General features: G+C 72.4%; 1 protein-coding gene (running past one end of the window). It reads right to left on the bottom strand.

What is annotated here, in order from left to right:
- Positions 1-19,220, bottom strand: partial view of a non-ribosomal peptide synthetase gene (locus CRM89_RS18945; protein ID WP_098085401.1) — the end only. It continues 24,310 nt past the right edge of the window; only the last 19,220 of its 43,530 coding nucleotides appear in the window; its start codon lies off the right edge, out of view; it ends in the stop codon at positions 1-3.

Genomic DNA, 19,220 nt, shown 5'->3' on the forward strand with positions numbered 1-19,220 from the left:
CTACTCCGCGGTGATCACCCGGACACCGTCGTCGGCGGCCTCCGTGGCCTCGCCCGGTGCGACGAACCAGTGCGTGACCTCGCCCTCGGCCAGGTCGTCGGCGACCGAGCCGGTCGGCAGCACCGAGAGCGCGCCCGCGACCGAGGTCGCGAGGAACTCGGCGAGTGCCGCCCGTCCGGCGGCGGCGGTGGTGAAGGTCGTCGACTCGTAGTCGATGTCCTCGCTGCGCCGGAGGCGGTCACCCAGATCGAGCGCCTCCTCCTGGTTCAGCGTGACGGGCGCGCCGTCGACCAGCTCCACGAACGCCGGATGCTCCGCACCGAGCGGGCGGACCCGGTCGGCGTAGGACACCGGGTGGCCGGGCGCGGCGGCGATCTCGTCGCGCACCTGCTGCTCGCCCGACACCACCCACCGGATCGCGTCGCCGGACCGCGGCTCGGCGGTGATGCCGTAGCCCGCGCCCGCGGCGGCGAGCTGTCCGGCGTCGAGGCCGGCGGCGAACAGGCAGGCCGCACCGGCCTTCTGCACCGCCCAGACCGCCACCACCGAGTCCACCGAACGCGGCAGCGCCACCGCGACCACGTCGCCCGGTCCGACTCCTCGCCCGATCAGCACCCGGGCGAGCTGCGAGGACCGCCGGTCCAGCACGTGGTAGGCGATCTCCTGGTCGCCGTCCAACAGCGCGGGCGCCTCCGGATCGGCTTCGACCACCTCGGCGAGCACCTTGGCGACCGTGCGGGCACCGAGCCGGTTGGGCTCCGGCGCGTGCCCGGCCAGGCCGTGATCGCCCAGCAGGGCGGCGCGTTCGGACTCGTCGAGGATGTCGATCTCGCCCACCGCCGCGACCGGGTCGCCGAGCAGCGCGTCGAGCACGCGCAGCAGGCGCCGGGCCAGCGTGCGGACCTCGTCCTCGGTGAACCTGCTGGTCAGGTACTCCAGGGTGATCTCGAGGCTGCTCTCCAGCAGTACCTGCAGCGTCAGCGGGTAGTGCGTGGAGTTGCTGACGCCGACACCGGTGACCGACATGCCGTCGATCGAGCTGGCCTCGGCGATCGCGGCCCGGTCGACCGGGTACGACTCGAAGACGTACAGGGTGTCGAACTGCGAACCGGGGCCGGCCACCCGCTGGATGTCGGGCAGGCCCACGTAGTGGTGATCGAGCAGATCCGCCTGTTCCCGCTGCATCCGGCGCAGCTGGTCGCCGATGGTGGCGTGCTCGTCGATGCGCATGCGCACCGGCAGGGTGTTGATGAACAGGCCCACCATCGTCTCCACGCCGGGCAGCTCGGCCGGGCGACCCGAGACGGTGGTGCCGAACACCACGTCCGAGCGGCCGACCAGCCTGCCGACCAGGATGCCCCACGCCGCCGACACCAGCGTGTTGACCGTGATGCCCAGCTCCGCGCAGTGCTTGGTGAGCTGACGCGTCCGCTCGGCGTCGAGTTCCACGACCACCTTGCCGGTCTGGTACTCCTCGGTCGCCCTGGCCTGCGGCGCGAGCTCGGTCGGCTCGGTCAGGCCCTCGAACGCCTCGGCCCAGGTCCGCAGGGACGCCTGCGGATCCCGTTCGGCCAGCCATTCGAGGAAGGTGCGGTAGGAGGCCACCGGCGGCAGCGCGGACACGTCACCGTGCACCGCGTACAGCACCAGCAGATCCTGCATGAGCAGCGGCATCGACCAGCCGTCCAACAGCACGTGGTGCGTGGTGATGGACAGGTGCCACTCGTCCGCGCCGGTGCGGTACAGGGTGTAGCGCACCAGCGGCGGGGTGGCCATGTCGAACCGATCGGCCTGATCGGCGGCCAGCTGCTTGCGCAGCGCGTCCAGGCGGCGGTCCTCCGGCACGTCGCGCAGGTCGACCTCGCGCCACGGCACCTCGACCCGGTCCAGCACCACCTGCACGGCCTGGCCGTCGGAGTCGGCGACGAAGGCGGTGCGCAGGTTCGGGTACCGGTCCAGGATCGCCTGTGCCGAGGCGTGCAGTCGCTCGGCGTCCACGCTGCCGCTGAGGTCGACCACGGCCTGCATGGTGTAGACGTCGACGGTGGCCGTGCTCATCAGCGCGTGGAAGAGCAGACCCGACTGCAGCGGCGTCAGCGGCCACACCTCGGTCATGCCGGGGTAGGTCCGCTCCCACAGCTCGATGTCGGTCTGGCCGACCCGCACCAGCGGCATGTCGGACGGGGTGTGCCCGCCCGCGTCCGGCCGCCCGGCGTGCTCGGCCAGCGCGCCCAGCGCCGCGGCCCACAGCTCGGTCAGCTCGCGCACCCGATCGGCGTCGAGCACGCCGGCCGGGAAGGCGAACGTCGCGGCCAACCGCGGCCCGTGCGCGGATTCCAGTACCACGGCGTCGATGTCGAGGACGCCCGCGGCGGGCAGCTCACCCGCGCGCACCTCGGCGACCTCGGCGTGCACCGGCCCGTGGAAGTGGAAGCCGACCTGGCCGACCTCGGGCAGGCCGAGCAGCCCGTGCCCGATGCCGTGGTCCGGCACCGCCAGCAGCTGCTCCTTGACCGCCTTGACCAGCGCGCCGAGGGCGGGGCCACCGGCGAACGCGTCGTCGAGGTCGATGCCGGACAGCTCGATCCGCGCCGGGAAGGCGGTGTCGATCCAGCCGACCGTGCGGGCCAGCGTGGCCCCCAGCGCGGCGCCCGCGGCGCGGCCGTCGGCGTCCAGGCGCAGCAGTGCCGCCGTGCCCTCGCCGCGCCAGCGCACCAGCGCCAGCGCCAGCGCGGCGACGAGTGCGTCGCGGGCCGAGCCGCGGTAGAGCGCGGGCACCGTGTCCAGCACCGCGGTACCGATCTCGGCGGGCGTCTCGACCCGGATCCGCTCGACCGTGGCGGCCGTGTCGATCGCGGGATCGAAGGCCCTGGCCCCGAGCAGCGGGTCCGGGGTGGCCGCGACCTCCTGCCAGAACGGCAGCTCGGCCGCGCGGTCCAGCTCGGCCGCACGGTGCGCCCAACGCCGCAGGGTGGTGCCGGTCTCGGGCAGCTCCAGCGGCGCGTCCACGCCGAGGCGTTCGACCGCCTCGGTGAGCTCGGCGCCGAGGATCCGCCACGACGGCCCGTCGACCACGAAACGGTGTGCCACGACGAGCAGTTCGTCGGTGCGGTCGTCCTCGAAGGTGAACAGCACGAACTGCGTCATCACGCCGGCGGCCGGATCGAGGCGATCCACCGCCGCGGCCTGCTCGGCCGCGCGCAGCCGGGCGAGGTCGGCGCCGCGCGCGACGCGCACCTCCCGTACCAGCGGCTCCACCTCGATGCGCGCCGGCGCCTCGAACACCGGGCCGCCGTCGGTCTCGCGCACACGGGTGCGCAGTGCGTCGTGGCGGTCCAGGATCACCGCGAGCGCGTCGAGCAGCGTCCACCAGTCCAGCGCCTGCGGCATGGCCAGCACCGTCGCCTGCGCCAGGCCGCGGTAGCGGTCCTGCGCCAGCAGCGCGGCCATCGGCGGCGCCACCGGGATCTCGCCGACGCCGCCGCCGGGCAGCTCGCGCAGCTCGGTGTCGGCGGCACCGCTGAGGGTGGCCACCGCGGCCAGCGCCGCCACGCTGCGCTGGTCGAACACGTCGCGGACGCTGAACGCCACACCGGCGGCCTTGGCCCGCGCGACCAGCTGGATGGACAGGATGCTGTTGCCGCCGAGAGCGAAGAAGTCGTCGTCGGCGCCGATCCTGGTGTCCCCCGCGCCGTCGACGCCGAGGACGTCGGCGAACACCTCGGCCACGATCCGCTCGGCCGGGGTCACCGGCGCACGGTAGGCGGCCTGCTCGAAGCTCGGCTCCGGCAGCGCGTTGCGGTCCAGCTTGCCGTTCGCGTTGAGCGGCAGGGCGTCCAGCACCACGAAGGCGCCGGGCACCATGTAGGACGGCAGTTCGGCGGTCAGCGCCGACTGCAGCGCCCGGGTGTCGAGGTCGGCGTCGTGCGCCGCGGGCACCACGTAGGCGACCAGGCGATCGCCCAGGTTCGGATCGGTGTGCGCGAGCACCGCGGCCGCCGACACCGAATCCTGGCGCAGCAGCGCCGCTTCGATCTCGCCGAGCTCGATGCGGAAGCCGCGGATCTTCACCTGGAAGTCGGTGCGGCCCCGGTACTCCAGCTCGCCGTCGGCGGTCCACGCCACCAGGTCACCGGTGCGGTACATGCGTGTGCCCGCGACACCGAACGGGTCGGCGACGAAGCGGTCGGCGGTCAGGTCCGGCCGCGCGAAGTACCCGCGGGCCAGCTGCGCGCCCGCCAGGTACAGCTCACCGGCGACGCCCACCGGTACCGGCCGCAGCCGCGAATCGAGCACGTACACCTGGCTGTTCCACTCCGGCGCACCGATGGACACCGAGACCGTGTCGTCGTCGTCCACCCGGTGGCTGGTGATCGACACCGCCGCCTCGGTCGGGCCGTACAGGTTGTACAGCTCGGCGGTGTTATTCCTGCGGAACCGCTGCGCGGTGGCCGCAGGCAGCGCCTCACCGATGGCCAGGATGCGCCGCAGTGTGTCGGGCATCCGGTCACCGGCGTCGGTGAGCAGCGCGTCGAGCATCGAGGGCACCACGTGCAGGGTGGTCACCCCGGTCTCGCCCATCAGCGCGTTCAGGTAGGCCGGGTCGCGGTGACCGTCGGCGGTCGCCACGATCAGGCGGCCACCACTGACCGCCGCCGACCAGAACTCCCACACCGACAGGTCGAAGGTGGCCGCCGTCTTGAGCAGCACCACGTTGTCGGTACCGAGCCCGAATTCGGCCGTCTTCCAGAACAACTGGTTGGCGATGGCGCCGTGCGGCACCGCCACGCCCTTCGGCACACCGGTGGAACCGGAGGTGAAGATGACGTAGGCGGTGTTGGCCGCGGCCAGCGGGCGCACCCGCTCGGCCGCCGCGATCGGCGTCGCCGCGTAGCCGGACAGGTCCAGCTCGTCGAGGATCACCGTCGGCGCCGCATCGGTGGTGAAACCGTCGCGGGCGGTGGTGAGGACGCAGACCGGCGCCGCCGTGTCCAGGATGTAGCCGACGCGCTCGGCAGGCTGATCCGGGTCCACCGGCACGTACGCCGCGCCCGCCTTGGCGACCGCGTACATCGCGATCACCAGGTCGGCGGAGCGACGGATCGCCAGCGCCACCCGGTCCTCGGTGCCCACGCCCTGTCCGATCAGGTGCCGCGCCAGGCGGTTGACCCGCGCGTCCAGCTCGGCGTAGGTCAGCGTGACCCGCTCGCCCTCCACCACGTCGGCCACCAGGGCCACCGTGTCCGGGTCGACCGCCGCCACCGCGGCGTCCAGCAGCGACACCAGCGTCGCCGTGCGGTCGACCTCGTGCGCGGTGTCGTTCCAGGTGCGCAGGATCTGCTCGGCCTCGTCGGCGCCGAGCAGGTCGATGTCACCCACCGGCACCGACTGGTCGGCGACCACGGTGTCGAGCACCCGCAGGAACCGGTCCACGAAACCGCGCACCGTCGACTCGTCGAACAAGTCGGTGGCGTAACCGAATTCGGCCACGATCTCGGCCGGGGTGCCGTCCTCGGCGTACCGGTCGAACACGGTGACGTGCAGGTCGGTCTTGGCCAGCTGGGCGCCGAAGTCGACCGCACTCACCGAGAGACCGGGCAGCTCGAACGCCGTCTCGGCCAGGTTCTGGAACGACAGGCCCATCTGGAACAGCGGGTTGCGCGCGGTCGAGCGCACCGGGTTGAGCACCTCGACCAGCCGCTCGAACGGCACGTCCGCGTGGGCGAACGCCTGCAGGTCGCGCTCGCGCACCTCGGCGAGCAGATCGGTGAACGCGTCGCCGGGGCGCACCTGGGTGCGGAAGACCAGCGTGTTGACGAACATGCCGATCATGTCGTCGAGTTCGCGCTCGCCGCGCCCGGCGATCGGGGTGCCGACGGCGATGTCGTCGGTGCCCGACAGCCGCGCCAGCAGCACCGCCAACGCCGCGTGCACGACCATGAACAGCGAGGCGTTGTTGGCGCGGGCCACCTCGTGCAGCCGGGCGTGCAGCGCCGGGTCGATCTCGAACCGCACCGCGCTGCCGCGGAAGGACTGCACCGGCGGACGTGGCCGGTCGGCGGGCAGCTCGAGCTGGTCGGGCAGCCCGGCCAGCGCCGACTTCCAGTAGGCCACCTGCTGGGCGGCCACCGACTCCGGATCGTCCTCGGTGCCGAGCACCTCGCGCTGCCACAGCGCGTAGTCGGCGTACTGCACCGGCAGCGGCGCCCACTGCGGCGCCTCACCGGCGGCCCGCGCCATGTACGCGGTCATCAGGTCGCGCGCCAGCGGACCCATGGACGCGCCGTCGGCCGAGACGTGGTGGGCGACGAAGGCGATCACGTGCTGCTCGGGGGCGGTCACGTGCTGCGCGGGCGCGGCGGAGTCCGCGATCCGGAACAGCGCCACCTTCAACGGCACCTCGGCGGTGACGTCGAACGTGGTGAGCACGAAGTCGATCACCGTGGCGATCAGCTCCGACTCGGTGATCTCCACCGGCCGCAGCGACGGGGTGGCCTGCCCGGCGGGCAGCACCACCTGCACCGGCTCGCCGTCCACGGTCGGGTACACGGTGCGCAGCACCTCGTGGCGGGCGAAGATGTCGGCCACGGCGCGTTCGAGCGCGGACACGTCCAGCGCGCCGGTGAGCCGCACCGCGAACGGCACGTTGTCCACGGCCGAGGCGCTCGGATCGAACTGGTTGAGGAACCAGTACCGGGCCTGGGCGGGCGAGAGCGGGATCCGCTCCGGGCGCGGACCCGCGACCAGCGCGGGCCGGGCCCGGCCGGTGCCGGTCTTGCGCTCGGCGCGCGCCGCCAGCGCCTCCACCGTGGACGCCTCGAACAGATCGCGCACCGCCAACTGGGTGTCGAGCGCCTTGCCGAGACGCGCGGTGACCTGGGTGGCCACCAGCGAGTTGCCGCCGAGGGCGAAGAAGTCGTCGTCGGCGCCGACCCGCTCCAGGCCGAGCACGTCGGCGAACACACCCGCGACGATCTCCTCGATCGGCGTGGCCGGAGCGCGGAACTCCTTGCTGCTGAACACCGGTTCGGGCAGCGCCTTGCGATCCAGCTTGCCGGAGGCGTTGAGCGGGAAGGCGTCGAGCACGACGATCGCGGCCGGGACCATGTAGGCGGGCAGGGTCTGCGACACCGCGGCCAGCAGCGCGTTCTGCTCGGCCACCTGGCCCGGGCGCGGCACCACGTAGGCCACCAGCTGGTCGCCCAGCGAGGACGGCACCACCAGCGCGACGGCCTGGCTGATCGCGGGCTGCGCCAGCAGCGCGGTCTCGATCTCGCCCAGCTCGATGCGCTGGCCGCGGAACTTCACCTGGAAGTCGGTGCGGCCGATGTACTCGAGCCGGTGCGGCAGGTCACCGGACGCGGCCCGCCAGACCACCAGGTCACCGGTGCGGTACATCCGCTGCCCCGCCACGAACGGGTTCGCCACGAAGCGGTCCGCGCTGAGGTCGGGGCGCGCCACGTAGCCGCGCGCCAGCTGCTCACCGGCCAGGTACAGCTCGCCGGCGACGCCGTCGGGCACCGGCCGCAACCGCGAATCCAGCACGTACACACCGACGTTCCACTGCGGCAGGCCGATCGGCACGGTGCGCTCGTCGCGCCCGCGCGCGGGCCAATAGGTCACCGACACCGCGGCCTCGGTGGGGCCGTAGAGGTTGTGCAGCACCGCGTCCGACACCTGGTACCAGGCGTTGACGGTCTCCGGCGGCAGCGCCTCACCGATGACGAACACGTCGCGCAGCGTCGGCACCGAGCCGGTCGCCAGGTTCGCGGCGAAGACGCTGAGCATCGAGGGCACGAAGTCGGTGACCGTGACGCCGTGGCGGGCGATCATGTCGGCCACGTAGGCCGGGTCGCGGTGGCCGTCGTGGGTGGCGACCACCAGTTTCGCGCCCGCCCGCAACGGCATGAAGTAACCCCACAGCGAAACGTCGAACGTCGTCGCCGTCTTCTGCAGATACACATCCCCCGGACCCATCGGATACTCCGACAGCATCCACTCGATCTGATTGTCGATCGCCCCGTGCGAGACCGCCACACCCTTCGGACGACCCGTCGAACCCGACGTGAAGATCACATACGCCGGATTGTCCCGACGCACCGGACGCACCAACTCCGCCGCCTCGACCGGCGCGGCCGAGTAGCCCGCCAGATCGACGGTGTCGAGCAGCACCAGATCGGTGCCCGCGGGCACCGGCACCGCATCCGCCGTGGTGGACAGCACGCAGGCCGGTTGCGCGGTGTCGAGGATGTGCGCGATGCGCTCGGCCGGATGATCCGGATCGAGCGGCACGTACGCGCCACCGGCGGTGACGATCGCGTACATACCCACGACCAGGTCCAGCGACCGCCGCACGGCCAGACCGACCAGCGACTCCGCGCCGACACCGCGCGCGATGAGCAGCCGGGCCAGCCGGTTGACCCGCTCGTCGAATTCGCGGTAGGTCAACTCGGCGCCCTCGTAGGACAGCGCCACCGCGTCGGCGTGCGCGGCCACCGCGCGACGGTAGCCGTCCAGCAGCAGCGCGGGTGCCAGCGGGTGCGCGGTGTCGTTGCGGCCCGCGACCAGCTCGCGCCGCTCGGCGGCGTCGAGCAGTTCCAGATCGCCCACGGCGGTGTCCGGCGCGGCGATCACCGCGTCGAGCAGCCGCAGGAAGCGCTGCGCGAAGCCCTCGGCCGTGGCGCGGTCGAACAGGTCGGCGGCGTAGGTCAGCACACCGGCGACACCGATCGGCGCGCCCTGCTCGTCGTACTGATCGGTGAGGATCAGGTGCAGGTCGAACTGCGACATCCTGGTGTCGAAGTCGACGCCCGAGACGGTCAGGCCGGGCAGCTCCAGCGCGGTCTGGGTCTGGTTCTGGAACGACAGACCCACCTGGAACAGCGGGTGCCGCGCGGTCGACCGGGCCGGATTGAGCACCTCGACCAGCCGCTCGAACGGCACGTCCGCGTGCGCGAACGCCTGGATGTCGATCTCGCGCTGGCGGGCCAGCAGCACATCGAACGGCTCACCCGGTGCGACCCGGCTGCGGAACACCAGCGTGTTGATGAACGTGCCGATCAGGTCGTTCAGCGCCGCCTCGCCGCGGCCCGCGATCGGGGTGCCGATCGCGATGTCGTCGGCGCCGGACAGGCGCGACAGCAGCACCGCGAGCGCGGTGTGCACGACCATGAACAGCGTGGCGCTCTCGGCCTGGCCCACCGCGATCAGCTTGCGGTGGGTCTCGGCGTCGATGCGCACCGGCACCGCGCCGCCGCGGAACGACTGCGTCGCCGGACGCGGGCGGTCGGCGGGCAGGTCGAGCTGTTCGGGCAGGTCGGCCAGCGCGGTCTTCCAGTAGGCGAGCTGTCCGGCCATCAGCGAGGTGGGATCGTCCTCGCTGCCCAGCAGCTCGCGCTGCCAGATGCTGTAGTCGGCGTACTGCACCGGCAGCGGCGACCAGTTCGGCGCCTCGCCCATGCTGCGCGCGACGTAGGCGGTCATCAGATCACGCACCAGCGGCGCGAACGACGAACCGTCACCGGCGATGTGGTGCACGACCATCGCGATCACGTACTCGGGCACCTCGCCCGCGTCGGTGATCTCGAACAAGGTCACCCGCACCGGCACCTGATCGGTGACGTCGAACGGCTGCCCGACCAGTTCCACCACGGCGTTCTCGATCTCGGCCGCGGCGATCGCGCGGGTCGCCAGCGGCACCTGCGCCTGCGCGGGCGACAGGATCAGCTGCACCGGGTCGCCGTCGACCGCCGGGTAGACGGTGCGCAGCACCTCGTGCCTGCCGATCAGGTCGGCGATGGCGGTGCGCAACGCGGTCACGTCGAGCTCGCCGGTCAAGCGCACGGCCATCGGCACGTTGTACGCCGCGGACTGGGTGTCGAACCGGTTGAGGAACCACATCCGCTGCTGGGCCAGCGACAGCGGGATGCGCTCGGGCCGCGGGCGGGCGGTCAGTGCCAGCCTGCCGGTCCCGGCCTGCTGCTCCACCCGCACCGCCAGCGCGGCCACGGTCGGCGCCTCGAACAGCAACCGGACCGGGACGCGGGTGTTGAGCGCCGCGCCGAGTCGCGAGGCGACCTGCGTCGCCAGCAGCGAGTTGCCGCCCCAGGCGAAGAAATCGTCGTCCAGGCCGATCCGCGCACCGCCCGCACTCTGGTCGAGGCCGAGCACCTCGGCGAAGGTGGTGGCCACGATCTGCTCGATCGGGGTGGTCGGCGCCCGGAACACCGCCTTCTCGAAGGTGGGTTCGGGCAGCGCCTTGCGGTCGAGCTTGCCGTTGACGTTCAGCGGCAGCTCGTCGAGCTGCATGAACACCGACGGCACCATGTAGGACGGGATCTCCGCCGACAGCGCGGTCTGCAGCGCGAAGGTGTCGATCTCGCCCGGGGTCGCGGGCACCACGTAGGCGACCAGGCGGTCGCCCAGGTTCGGATCGGTGTGCGCGAGCACCGCGGCCGCGGCCACGGCATCCTGCTTCAGCAGCGCGGACTCGATCTCGCCGAGCTCGATGCGGAAGCCGCGGATCTTCACCTGGAAGTCGGTGCGGCCCCGGTAGTCGAGTTCGCCGTCGGCGGTCCAGGCCACCAGGTCACCGGTGCGGTACATCCGCTCGCCCACCGCGAACGGGTTGGCGACGAAGCGGTCGGCGGTGAGGTCGGGGCGGCTGAAGTACCCGCGCGCCAGCTGCGCGCCGGCCAGGTACAGCTCGCCGGACACTCCCACCGGCACCGGGCGCAGTCGCGAATCCAGCACGTACACCTGGCTGTTCCACTGCGGCACACCGATGGACACCGCCACGGTGTCGTCGTCGTCCACCTCGTGGGTGGTGATCGAGACCGCGGCCTCGGTCGGGCCGTAGAGGTTGAACAGCCCGGCGCGGTTGGCCGCGCGGAACCGCTGCGCGGTGGCCGCGGGCAGTGCCTCACCGATGGCCAGGATGCGCCGCAGCGACTCGGGCATCCGGTCGCCGGACTCGATCAGCAGCGCGTCCAGCATCGAGGGCACCACGTACAGCGTGGTCACCCCGGTGTCGCGCATCAGCGCGTTCAGGTAGGCCGGGTCGCGGTGACCGTCGGCGGTCGCCACGACCAGGCGGCCACCGCTCACCACCGCCGACCAGAACTCCCACACCGAGACGTCGAAGGTGGCCGCCGTCTTGAGCAGCACCACGTCGTCGGCGCCGAGCGCGAATTCCTCTGCGATGTAGCACAACTGGTTGGCCACGGCGCCGTGCGGCACCGCCACGCCCTTCGGCCTGCCGGTCGAACCGGAGGTGAAGATGACGTAGGCGGTGGTGGCGGGCAGCAGCGCACCGTTGCGATCGGCGTCGGTGATCGGCGCCGCCGACACCGCGCTCAGGTCGAGCGCGTCGACGGCGACGATCTCACCCACCTCGGTCTCGAACGCGTCGGCCGTGGTGGTGAGCACCACGGCGGGCGCGGCGGTCTCGAGGATGTAGCCGACCCGCTCGGCGGGCTGGTCGGGGTCGATCGGCACGTACGCCGCGCCGGCCCGCGACACCGCGTACAGCGCCACGACCAGATCCAGCGAACGGCGCATGGCCAGCGCCACCCGGTCCTCGGTGCGCACGCCGCGCGCGATCAGGTGCCGCGCCAGGCGGTTCACCCGCGCGTCCAGTTCGGCGAAGGTCAGCTCGACCCGGCCCTGCGCGGTATCGACGACCACGGCCACCGCGGCCGGATCGGCGGCGGCGAGCGCCGCGTCGAACAGCGACACCAGGGTCGCGGCCGGATCGACCGGGTGCGCGGTGTCGTTCCAGGACCGCAGGATCCGCTCGGCTTCCTCGGGCGCCAGCAGGTCGATCTCACCGACCGGCACGTCCATGTCGGCCACGACCGTCTCGAGCACGCGCACGAAGCGGTCGGCGAAGCCCTGCACCGTGGCCTCGTCGAACAGGTCGGTGGCGTAGCTGAAATCGGTGACGATCTCCGCCGGCGTGCCGTCCTCGTCGTAGAGGTCGTACAGCGTGACGGTCAGGTCGGTCTTGGCCAGCTGCGCGCCGACGTCGACCGCGCTCACCTGCAGGCCCGGCAGGGCCAGCGTGGTCTCGGCCAGGTTCTGGAAGGACAGGCCCACCTGGAACAGCGGGTTGCGCGCGGTCGAACGCACCGGGTTGAGCACCTCGACCAGCCGCTCGAACGGCACGTCGGCGTTGGCGAAGGCCTCCAGGTCGCGCTCGCGCACCTCGGCGAGCAGGTCGGCGAACCGGTCGCCGGGCTCCACCTGGGTGCGGAAGACCAGCGTGTTGACGAACATGCCGATCAGATCGTCGAGCTCGCGCTCACCGCGCCCGGCGATCGGGGTGCCGACCGCGATGTCGTCGGTGCCCGACAGCCGGGCCAGCAGCACCGCGAGGGCGGTGTGCACGACCATGAACAGCGAGGCGTTGTTCGCGCGCGCCAGCTCGTGCAGGCGGGCGTGCAGTTCCGGCGTGATGTCGAAACGCACGGCCTTGCCGTGGAACGACTGCGCGGGCGGGCGCGGCCGGTCCGAGGGCAGGTCGAGCTGATCGGGCAACCCGGCCAGCGCCGACTTCCAGTACGCCACCTGGCGCGCGGCCACCGAGTCGGGATCGTCCTCGGAGCCGAGCACCTCGCGCTGCCACAGCGCGTAGTCGGCGTACTGCACCGGCAGCGGCGTCCACTGCGGCGCCTCACCGGCCACGCGGGCCACGTAGGCCGCCATCAGGTCGCGCGCCAGCGGGCCCATCGAGGAGCCGTCGGCCGCGACGTGGTGCACCACGAAGGCCACCACGTGCTCGTCGGGCCGGATGCGGAACAGCGTGACCGCCAACGGCACCTCGGTGGTGACGTCGAAGGTGGTCATCGAGAACGCGATGACCCGCTGCACCAGCTCGGACTCGTCGATGTCGACCGGCTCCAGCCGGGGGCGCACCACCGGCAGGATCACCTGGTGCGGGCCCTCGGGCGAGCTCGGGTAGGTGGTGCGCAGCACCTCGTGCCGGGCGAACACGTCACCGATGGCCTGCTCGAGCGCCGCCACGTCCAGCGCGCCGGACAGCCGCACCGCGAGCGGGATGTTGTCCACCGCGGAGGTGGCGGTGTCGAACTGGTTGAGGAACCAGTACCGCTGCTGCGCGGGCGAGAGCGGGATGCGCTCGGGCCGGGTGCCCCCGGTCAGTTCCGGCCGGGTCCGGCCGCTGCCCGCGATGGACTCGGCGCGCGCGGCCAGCGCCGCGACGGTGGAGGCGTCGAACAGGTCGCGCACCGCCAGCTGGGTGTCGAGCGCCTTGCCCAGCCGGGCGATCACCTGGGTGGCCAGCAGCGAGTTGCCGCCGAGGGCGAAGAAGTCGTCGTCCAGACCGACCCGGGCCACGCCGAGCACGTCGCCGAAGGTGCCCGCCACGATCTCCTCGACCGGGGTCGACGGCGCGCGGAACACCTTGGCCTCGAACACCGGCGCGGGCAGCGCCTTGCGGTCCAGCTTGCCGGAGGCGTTGAGCGGGAACGCGTCGAGCACCACGAAGGCCGAGGGCACCATGTAGCCCGGCAGCGCGCCGGCGAGCTCGCCGCGCACGGCCTCGATGTCGATCGAGCGGCCCGCCGCCGCGATGACGTAGGCGACCAGCTGGTCGCCCAGCCGCTCGTCCGAGCGCACCACGACCACCGCCTGCGCGATGGAATCCAGTGCGGTGAGCGCGGATTCGATCTCGCCGAGCTCGATCCGCAGACCGCGCAGCTTCACCTGGAAGTCGGTGCGGCCCAGGTACTCCAGCTCACCCTCGGCCGTCCACGCCACCAGGTCACCGGTGCGGTACATCCGCTGCCCGTCGCCGAACGGATCGGCCACGAACCGATCCGCGGTCAGATCCGGCCGCGCCACATACCCGCGCGCCAGCTGGACGCCCGCCAGATACAGCTCACCCGCGACACCCACCGGCACCGGGTGCAGGCGCGAATCCAGCACGTGCACCCGGGTGTTGAACACCGGCGCACCGATCGGCACCGACACCGTGTCGGCGTCGACGACCTCGTGATAGGTCACGTCGACCGCGGCTTCGGTCGGCCCGTACAGGTTGTGCAGGCGGGCGCCGGTCAGCTCGCGCAGCCGCTGCGCGGTGACCGCAGGCAGTGCCTCACCGGAGGCGAAGACGTTGCGCAGGCTGGTGCACTCGGCCGCGCGGTCCTCGGCGACGAACACCGACATCATCGACGGCACGAAGTGCGCGGTGGTGATGCGCTGCCCGGTGATCAGCTCGACCAGGTACGCCGGGTCGCGGTGGCCGTCCGGCTTGGCGACCACCAGGCGCGCGCCGACCTGCAAGGGCCAGAAGAACTCCCACACCGACACGTCGAAGGTCGCGGGGGTCTTCTGCAGCACCACGTCGGTGCGATCCAGGCCGTACTCCGACTGCATCCACACCAGGCGGTTGACGATCGCCGCGTGGGTGACCGCCACGCCCTTCGGCCTGCCGGTGGAGCCGGAGGTGAAGATGACGTAGGCGGTGTTGGACGGCCGCAGCGGTGCGCGGCGCTCGGCGTCGGTGAGCGGGGTGTCGGCGTAGCCGTCCAGATCGAGGCGGTCGATCTCGACGGTGGGCACCGTGCCCGCGTCGAACTCGTCACCGGAGGTGGTGAGCACGCACACCGGCGCGGCCACGTCCAGCACGTAGGCGATGCGCTCGGCCGGGTGGTCCGGATCCAGCGGCACGTAGGCGCCGCCGGCGGCGCTCACGGCGTACATGCCGATCACCAGCTCCAGCGAGCGGCGCATGCCGAGCGCCACCATCGACTCCGGGCCGACGCCCAGCTCGGCCAGGTGGCGGGCCAGCGTGTGCACCCGGGCGGCGAACTCGCCGTAGGACAGACTCGTCCCCTCGAAGGTGAGCGCGACCGTCTCCGGGGTGCGCGCGGCCTGCGCCTCGAACATCGAGACCAGGGTGGCCTCGGTGTCGACCGGGCGGTCCGTGGCGTTCCAGCGGGCCAGCCGGGCGTGCTCGGCCGGGTCGAGCAGTTCCACGTCGCCGACCGCCACGCGGGCGTCGGCGGCCACCGCGGACAGCATCCGCACCAGCCGCTCGGCGAACGAGGCGACCGTCGGCGCGTCGAACATGTCGGCGGCATAGGCGATCTCGGCCGTGGTGCCGTCGGCGCCGGTGTGGAAGTTCAGGTGCAGATCGAACTTCGCGGTCACCACGTCCAGCGGCAGGCCGGAGACCTCGAGGCCGGGCAGCTCGAAGGTGGTCTCGCCGGTGTTCTGGAACGACAGCATCACCTGGAACAGCGGATGCCGGGCCTGCGAGCGGGCCGGGTTGAGCAGTTCCACCAGCCGCTCGAACGGCAGGTCGGCGTGGCCGAAGGCGGCCAGGTCGGTCTCGCGGATCCGGGTCAGCAGGTCGGTGAACGACTCGGCGGGATCGACCGCACTGCGCAGCACCAGCGTGTTGACGAACATGCCGATGGCGTCGTCGAGGGCGGCCTCGCCGCGGCCGGCGACGACGGTGCCCACGGCGATGTCGTCGCTGCCGGACAGGCGCGCCAGCAGCGCGGCGAACGCCGCGTGCACGACCATGAACAGGCTCGCGCCGTGCGCGCGGCCCAGCTCGTCCAGCTCGGCGACCAGCGCGTCGTCCAAGCCGAACTCGTAGACGCCGCCCCGGTTGGACGCGACCGCGGGCCGCTTGCGGTCCGCGGGCAGATCCAGCTGATCGGGCAGGCCCGCCAGCTGACGCGACCAGTAGGCCACCTGCTCGGAGATCAGCGAATCCGGGTCGTCCTCGGAGCCGAGCACGTCGCGCTGCCAGATCGCGTAGTCGGCGTACTGCACCGGCAGCGGCGCCCAACCCGGCGCCTCACCGCGCGAACGCGCGGCGTAGGCGACCATCACGTCCCTGGCCAGCGGGCCGACCGACCAGCCGTCGCCGGACACGTGATGCACCACGAAGACCAGCACGTGGGTCGGCGGCTGCGAGCCGTCCATCGATCCGGCCACCCGGAACAGCGCGGCGCGCACCGGCACCGACTGGGTGACGTCGAAGCCGGTGAGCACCAGCTCGCGCACCCGCTCGGTGAGTTCGGCCTCCTCGACCACGATCGGGTGCAGATCCAGGGTGTGGCTGCCCGCGGGCAGGATCACCTGCACGCCCTGGCCGTCGGCGGTCTCCGGGTAGACGGTGCGCAGCACCTCGTGCCGGTCGATCACGTCGGCCACGGCCTGGCGCAACGCCTCGATGTCCAGCTCGCCGACCATGCGCACGGCCAGCGGGATGTTGTTCACCGCGGTGGCGCTGTCGAAGCGGTTGAGGAACCACATGCGCTGCTGGGCCAGCGAGAGCGGAATCCGCTCCGGCCGCGGGCCCGCCACCAGCGCCCGGCGCCTGCCGGTGCCGACCTGGTCGGCGGTGCGGGCGGCCAGCGCGGCCACCGTCGGCGCCTCGAACAGTTCACGTACCGCGAGACCGGCGTCGACCGCCTCGTTGATGCGGGCCACCACCCGGGTCGCCAGCAGCGAGTTGCCGCCGAGGGCGAAGAAGTCGTCGTCGAGACCGACCTCGTCGACGCCGAGCAGTTCGGCGAACACCCGGGCCACGGCCTGCTCGATCGGGGTGCTCGGGGCACGGAAGGTCGCCGTGGAGACGAACTCCGGCTCCGGCAGCGCCCGCCGGTCGAGCTTGCCGTTCGGGGTCAGCGGCAGCGTGTCGAGTACGACGATCGCGTCCGGGACCATGTACGCGGTCAGGAACTGCGCCACCTGCTCGCGCACCGCGACCGGGTCGACCGCGGCGCCGGTGTCGGGCACGACGTAGCCGACCAGCCGGTCACCGGCGTGCTCGTCGGCGCGCACCATGACCACGGCCTGGCGCACGCCGTCGCACTGCTCGAGCGCGGCCTCGATCTCGCCGAGCTCGATGCGGAAGCCGCGCAGCTGCACCTGCTGGTCGCTGCGGCCCGCGTACTCGAGGTTCGCCGCGCCGCCGAAGCCGACCCAGCGGCCGACGTCGCCGGAACGGTACATGCGGGAACCGGGGGCACCGAACGGGTTGGCGACGAACCGGGACGCGGTGAGGCCGGGGCGGCCGAGGTAGCCGCGGGCCAGCTGCTCGCCGGTCACGTAGATCTCGCCCGCGACGCCGACCGGCGCGGGCGCCAGCCGCTCGTCGAGCACGTAGGCCGACAGGCCGGGCAGGGCGCGCCCGATCACGCTGGCCGGGTTGTCCACGACCTGCTCGTCCAGCGACAGGAACGACACGTGCACCGTGGTCTCGGTGATGCCGTACATGTTCACCAGGCGCGGCGCGTCGGCCGGATGGCGCTCGTACCAACGGCGCAGCTGGCGCAGATCCAGCGCCTCACCGCCGAAGACGATGTAGCGCAACGCGAACTCGCCCGCGTCGGCGGCCGCGCTCGCGGCGCGGTCGGCCTCGACCAGCTGGTAGAACGCCGACGGGGTCTGGTTGAGCACCGTCACCCGCTCGCGCACCAGCAGCTCGCGGAACAGTTCCGGCGAGCGCGAGGTGAGGTAGTCGACCACCACCACCGAGCCGCCGTAGGCCAGCGCGCACCACAGCTCCCACACCGAGAAGTCGAAGGCGTAGGAGTGGAACAGCGTCCACACGTCGGATTCGTCGAATCCGAACAGCGGCTGGGTGTTGGCGAACAGCTGCACCGCGTCGCGGTGGGTCACGCCGACGCCCTTGGGCACACCGGTGGAGCCGGAGGTGTAGATGACGTAGGCGAGGTTGTCCGGGCGCAGCGGCGCACGCCGGTCGGCGTCGGTCACCGGGGCGTCCGAGCCGGCCGTCGCGGCCTGCTCGAGCAGCACGACCGGAACGTCGACCGCAGGCACGGCGTCGGCGTCGGCCTCGGTGGTCAGCACGCAGACCGGTGCCGCGTCGGTGAGCATGAACTCGAGCCGCTGCACCGGGTAGGTGGTGTCCACCGGCACGTAGGCGGCGCCGGTCAGCAGCACCGCGTACAGCGCGACCGGCAGGTGCTCGGTGCGCGAAACCGCAACGGCGACTCGGGATTCCGGCCCGACACCACGGTCGATCAGGGTGCGGGCGATGCGGTTCGCGCGGCGCTGCATCTCGCCGAAGGACAGGGTGGTGTCGCCGAAGCGGATCGCGTCGGCGTCGGGCCTGCGCGCGGCCTGCGCCGCGATCAGGTCCACCATGGTGACCTCGGGCACCTCGACGCCCGGGGTGTTCCAGGCGCGCAGCACCAGATCGCGCTCGCCCGGGGCGAGCAGGTCGATGTCGCCGACGACCGCGCTCGCGTTCGCGGTGACCGCGGCCATGATCCGCTGCAACCGGTCGGCGAACTCGCGGATCGTCGACTCGTCGAACAGGTCGGTGGCGTAACTGAATTCGGCGGCCATGCCCGCGGCCGCGCCGTCGGCGCCGACCTTCTCCTCCAGCGTCAGCTGTAGGTCGAACTTGGCCAGCGGCACCGCCATGTCGACGGGCGAGACGGTCAGGCCGGGCAGTTCCAGTTCGGCCGGGCCGGTGTTCTGGAAGGTCAGCGCGACCTGGAACAGCGGGTGCCGTCCCGGCGAGCGGACCGGGTCGAGCACCTCGACGAGCCGCTCGAACGGCACGTCGGCGTGCCCGAAGGCGTCCACGTCCACGCGGCGCACGGTGCGCAGCAGGTCGTCGAAGGCCACGCCCGGATCGATCTCGGTGCGCAGCACCAGCGTGTTGACGAACATGCCGATCAGGTCGTCGAGCGCGCGTTCACCACGGCCCGCGATGGGGGTGCCGATGGCGATGTCGCGGGTGCCCGACAGCCGGGCCAGCAGCACCGCCAGCGCGGCGTGCACGACCATGAACAGCGTCGAGTTGTGCTCGGCGGCCAGGCCGCGCAGCCCCGCGTGCACCTCGGGGTCGACGGTGAAGCCGACGGTGGCGCCGCGGTTGGAGGCGACGGCCGGACGCGGCCGGTCGGTCGGCAGGTCCAGCTGCTCGACCAGGCCGCCGAGTTCGCGCTGCCAGAACGCGATCTGGCGGGCGATCAGCGACTCCGGGTCGTCCTCGGCGCCGAGCACGTCGCGCTGCCACAGCGCGTAGTCGGCGTACTGGATCTCCAGCGGCCGCCACGCGGGCTCGTCGCCCTCGACGCGGGCGCTGTAGGCGATCATCACATCGCGGGTCAGCGGGCCCATCGAGAACCCGTCGGCCGAGATGTGGTGCACCACCAGCGCGAGCACGTGCTCGGTGGGGCTGATCTCGAACAGCCTGGCCC

The organism is Nocardia sp. FDAARGOS_372 (assembly GCF_002554515.1).
GTDB lineage: Bacteria > Actinomycetota > Actinomycetes > Mycobacteriales > Mycobacteriaceae > Nocardia > Nocardia farcinica.